Below are 4,890 nucleotides of genomic sequence, written 5' to 3' on the forward strand. Positions count from 1 at the left end.
GTAATAAGTGCTGATACAGCTACTAAAAAAGGTGAGATAGTTGATTGTCCATTAATGACAAGAAAAGATTCTGATTTCCAAGATAGATCTCAAATAGGTTGTGTATTATACTTCCTTAACAAATTAAGAACAGTAGCTAATGCTAAAAAAGGAAAGAAATTCCCTCTGAAAGAGCAAAAGGTATTATTCGAAGATGAGATGAGAGATGTATTTAGAAATGAAGTTAATACAGTTGATTCAGCAATATCTGACTTTGAATTTACAGCTGATATGAGCAAATTAGATACTCAAGGGTATTTAGTAGCTAGTTTCAGAATAGTAGATACTAAGAAATTTAAAACTGCTGTGTTCTCTGGAGGATTAGCAAAAATATAATAAAAAAATATTAAAATGGGTGTTGAGAATTAACTCACACCCTTTTTTGAAAAGGAGTAAAAATATGAAAGACTTTTTTGATTACACGTTAAGTGGATTAGATGTTAAGACATATTTACTATTCAGAAAAGGATACATCAACAATGTAGTAGGATTATCTACTTCTGTTACAAGTCCTAAGCACCATAAAGTAGAACTAAGTGGTGATTGGGTAGCTTACGAAGTTGGAATGTTAAGAATGCTACAATTTGCTTTAAAGACTGATATAAAAGATATCAATTCAATGACATCTACAGCATCACAAGGTTTAGCAAAAGGTAAAGGTATCATAAACGGAAGAATGGTATTTAGAAATACATCAGTAGATACACTTTCAGATTTAAAGAAAAGAATATTAACAAATAAAGAATATAAAATTGAAGTTCTAGCTCCTACATTTGGAATAGACTTTGAAGAGGATATAACAGAAGCTGGAATTAATGAATCTAAAGTTTCTGATGCACAAGAAGCTGGATGGGAGAGAATGCCTCCATTTGACATACTTATGGTTGCCTCTGATGAAAGACAGATTGAATATCCTAGAGTTATGAGAATAAAAGATGTAAAAGTAGGAACAAGTGGTTCATCTGAAGGTGCTACAGATACAGAAGATAATGAATTCTGTAATTTCTTAGCATTAAGTGGATATACACCTTGGAGAACACTTTCAAGTGGAGGTGCTAGATAATGAATAATGAATTCTATACTTTAGATGAAGAAAGAAGAAAACTTGTTGCTAATCCAATTTCAATTGGAGATGGTTTAACTGTTCTTATGCAAATTGCTAAGAAATATATAACTAGAAGACCTGAAGATGCTGACAAAAAAGTTAATATCAAGTTAGGTGAAGTTAGTAATATATCTTATCAAATGCAAAGAAAAACTACTGCTGATTATGTTCCAGGAAGAAGAGATCCACATTCGTTCTCAAGAGGACATATTTTAGGTAACGGTAGAATGATTTGTCCATTACTTGATAGAGAGTTAATAACTTTCATATTCAAGGAATTACAAGAAAATGCTAAAGACTCTAACTTATTTGAGTTCACAGAAAGTGATTTTACTTTTGGTTCTCCGTTTGAAGTTGAAGAACAAACTAAACAAGCTATAACTGATAATAAAAATGGACTTGTAGGTGGAACTAATCCTATATTTGCTAGAAGAAAAGAATACATTTATTTAGATGATATTCCTGTATTCGATATAAGAATACTAACAACTGCTGATGGAGTTAAGAATGTAAATGAAGTTGGAGATACAACTGCTGAAGGTAAAGACTTTTTCACAACAGGAAATATTTATGAATTAAAACTTAATAGAATGAAATTCCTAAGTGATAGTTCAGGTTCAGATGCTGTTAATCCAATCAAAAATCAAGTTGTAGATTTCTTAATATTGGGAGAATCAACTGGTTGGAAAAAATTAAAATAATAGAGGTGAAATAAATGGCTAAACAAGATTTCTCTTTTGACTTTGATAATGCTAAGTCAAGAGCAGGTGTTGAGAAAAAAGTATTTATTAGAATCCCTAAAGAGGACGGAACTGGTTATGAGTTCCTTACTCTTGGGACTTTAAATAGGATAGCTTGGAATGTAGATGTTCCTTTAAAACCTATATATTCGTTAGGTAGACATACTGCAAATGGAGCAGGAACAGGAACTAAGAAAGTTAATGGAGTTTTATCATTTAACGTGATGGAAACTTCAACAATAGAGTATCTAAATAAACAAGCGTCAGCTATGAATAAAGGTGCTGGAATTAATGGAAAGGATTATCTAAAATTGTCTGATTTACCATACTTTGATGTTGTATTAATATCTGCAGATGAGAATGATACAAGTGGAAGATATTCTAAGAGAATTATAAGAGGAATAAAAATAAATAGTGAGACTGCTGCAATAGGTTCTGATGTGATAGCTATGAATGAGGAATATACTTTTAAAGCTATGAATGTATCTTCATTACAAGAGTCAGAAGTAGGAGCATTGAAGAGTGTTAGCTTAAAATAAAGTGAGGTGAAACAAAATGAGTAAAGGTTATGAGGTAGATAATGTTTATGATGTGGAAGGTAGAAATACTATGTCTCCTGGTGATATGAAGATAGTAATAAAATTAGGTGGAATACATTATGAAATAGGACATTTGTTTGCTTACAACTTAAAAACAACAAAAGAAGTTATTCCTAGACAAGCTATGGGATTTAAAACTTCTAGTGGAGCAACTTCTGGTAGAAGAAGTCATAACGGAGTATTGATATTCAACGTAATGAATGAATCTATTGTTCATGAGTTAAAAGAGATTATGTATAAAACAAATAACCCTTTATACAAAAATGGAGGATTTATTTCTGAACTAAAAGATGTTTCTACATTTGGACTTGGAGCTTTTGAAGAATCTGATTTTGGAAAAGATGTTATAGGAACACAAAAAGATGATGATGCTATAAGTGCAATGGAATTACCTCCATTTGATTTAGTTATAACTTCACAAAACCCAAACAATCCTAGAATGTATAGTCAAAAGAAAATAGTCGGAATAACAATTACAGGACAACAAGGAGCGATTGGTCTTGATACTATAACAGCTCAAGAACAATATCCATTTGTATGTAAGCATGTAACTCCATTAACAACTTTTGAGATAAAAGAAGATATGGATTTAAACTCCGCTGCTAACATTTCGTTGTTGGAAGAATACGGAGATAAATGCACTGGTAGCCACTCTGATGACGGTAGCTTTTGGAGACTTAGAAATACAGTTATAAAAGTATTTATAAGAAAGGAAGAATTTTGGAGTGGGTTTAAAGGTACATTGATAAAAAATGAGATAGAGTTTGAAAAGAAAATAAAAAAAGCTATGAAAACTGAATTAGATAACAAATATCCTAATGAGAAAGAATTAGAGCTTTTAGGGATAGAGGTCCTTGTAATTGATAGAAAAGCAATTGTTTTCACATACAAGAAGTGTGCGTTTTCTAAACCTAAAAAATTAATAGATTTCAATATAATTTTATAAAAATAATAAGACACGCGTGTCTGGTGATTGAGGAGTTTGAAAAATGGAAGATATAATTATAGAAAGTCCAGTAAGTTGTAAAATATTTTTGAAATACAAAAGTAAAAAAAATGGATATGAAATGAAAGAAATATTATTGACACAAGTTCTTAACTACAAAATAACTGAAAATAAAAAGCCTGTTTATGGGTTTAATAAGAATAGATTTCAACAAGTTATAAATGGCAAGAGGCTGCTTGAAGGTGTAATAGTTCTTAAAAAAAGTATTTTTGAATCTGTAGAAAAAGCTATTAATCTTGATAGCGAGGAAAATATTAATGAGAAGGAAGATATTGAAAGAAAGCTTAATTTGATAAAAGGGTTTATTGATGATGATAATGATAAATTGAATATGATAGAACAATATAAAGACGATTATGAAAGAGCATATTACAGAAGGAAAGAAAATCTTATATCAAAAAAAAGTTATAATATTTTTGAAAAGTTACCAAATGGAGCTAAACTCATAGTACTTTTTAACAGTACCCTAAGTGACAATACTTTCAAAGTTAGATTAAAAGAGATAAATAAAGATAAAGATTCTGGAATGGCTTTAGAAGATCTTAAAGAACTTATAGAAAAATCTTCTGAAATAGTTATTGAAGATATAAATTTTACTGAAAAAATATCAGAAATAAATATTTCAAAAACTGATATAGATGAGGTTTATAAATTTTTTGGTAGTCTGAATAACTGGGAGGAGTAATGGAAATAAAATACAAAAATATTAAGAACAGTGATTATGTTGTTATAAAAAATCAATTAGAAAAAGAACTTGAAGATAACAAAGTGTCTATTGAAGATATTGAAAATAAATTTAGTAACGAAGTTAAATTATTCGCAAATGAATTTAATGTAGCTGGAAAGCTTAGTGAAAATAACATAAAAAGACTTAGAGTTGTATCAAAGATATTGAACCTCTATAAAGAGTTAAATAATAAAGAGTTAGAACTTATTTCAGATGAAGTTTTAGAATTTAAAAAAACTAATAAACAACTAGAAGATTGTGGCATTGTGAATAGAAGTTTATCATTTAACAATGAACAATTACAATTAGAAATAAAAAAGTTGTTACAAGATGAGGATACTGTTCAAGAAAAAGTTAATTTAAACAATAATATTTTAAAAGAAAATAAAGAATTATTTAATGAGCAGTTGGAACAAATTAATAAAGCTTTAGGAAATATTAACAATAAGTATAATGATGTTCATATAGAAAGAATACCAAGTGTGGTTGGAGAAGATGAATTAAACAGTATTATAAAAAAAATAAATAATTTTAGTAATAAATATGAAAATTTAAAGAATGTTTCAAATTCCATAACAAGAGCTATTAATTCCACAATTGTGACAATTAAAAATATATCAGAAACTAAAAAATTATTAACTGATTTATCAGATGAGGTTTTAAATATCTCAAAG

General features: G+C 28.9%; 7 protein-coding genes. All 7 read left to right on the plus strand.

Annotation, left to right across the window (positions count from 1 at the left end; translation table 11 throughout):
* The coding region (locus Q0V09_RS07720; protein WP_297488178.1) for a hypothetical protein at positions 1-375 on the plus strand (375 nt) is incomplete at its 5' end.
* A gap of 64 nt (positions 376-439) precedes the next feature.
* Positions 440-1,102 carry a hypothetical protein gene (locus tag Q0V09_RS07725; protein WP_297488181.1) on the plus strand — a complete coding sequence of 221 codons (663 nt, stop codon included), beginning with the start codon at positions 440-442 and terminating at the stop codon, positions 1,100-1,102.
* Positions 1,102-1,845, plus strand: coding sequence for a hypothetical protein (locus tag Q0V09_RS07730; protein WP_297407888.1), 744 nt, complete (start codon positions 1,102-1,104; stop codon positions 1,843-1,845). The genes Q0V09_RS07725 and Q0V09_RS07730 overlap by 1 nt, the downstream gene beginning before the upstream one ends.
* 14 nt (positions 1,846-1,859) lie before the next feature.
* Complete coding sequence (locus Q0V09_RS07735) at positions 1,860-2,423, plus strand: hypothetical protein (RefSeq protein ID WP_297488184.1); 564 nt, start codon at positions 1,860-1,862, stop codon at positions 2,421-2,423.
* 16 nt (positions 2,424-2,439) lie between these two features.
* The gene (locus Q0V09_RS07740; protein WP_297488187.1) at positions 2,440-3,429 is read left to right on the plus strand and encodes a hypothetical protein; all 990 of its coding nucleotides are present in this window, start codon (positions 2,440-2,442) and stop codon (positions 3,427-3,429) included.
* Between the two features lie 43 nt (positions 3,430-3,472).
* A complete protein-coding gene (locus tag Q0V09_RS07745; RefSeq protein ID WP_297488189.1) occupies positions 3,473-4,174 on the plus strand; it encodes a hypothetical protein in 702 nt (233 codons plus the stop codon).
* On the plus strand, positions 4,174-4,890 hold a 717-nt coding region (locus Q0V09_RS07750; RefSeq protein WP_297488191.1), incomplete at its 3' end, for a hypothetical protein. The genes Q0V09_RS07745 and Q0V09_RS07750, both read left to right, overlap by 1 nt.

Origin of the sequence: uncultured Cetobacterium sp., assembly GCF_947039425.1 — a bacterium.
Lineage (GTDB): Bacteria > Fusobacteriota > Fusobacteriia > Fusobacteriales > Fusobacteriaceae > Cetobacterium_A.

Coding starts and splice junctions, on each gene's coding strand:
- Q0V09_RS07725 (WP_297488181.1), top strand. CDS start 440: ATGAAAGACTTTTTTGATTACACGTTAAGTGGATTAGATGTTAAGACA.
- Q0V09_RS07730 (WP_297407888.1), top strand. CDS start 1,102: ATGAATAATGAATTCTATACTTTAGATGAAGAAAGAAGAAAACTTGTT.
- Q0V09_RS07735 (WP_297488184.1), top strand. CDS start 1,860: ATGGCTAAACAAGATTTCTCTTTTGACTTTGATAATGCTAAGTCAAGA.
- Q0V09_RS07740 (WP_297488187.1), top strand. CDS start 2,440: ATGAGTAAAGGTTATGAGGTAGATAATGTTTATGATGTGGAAGGTAGA.
- Q0V09_RS07745 (WP_297488189.1), top strand. CDS start 3,473: ATGGAAGATATAATTATAGAAAGTCCAGTAAGTTGTAAAATATTTTTG.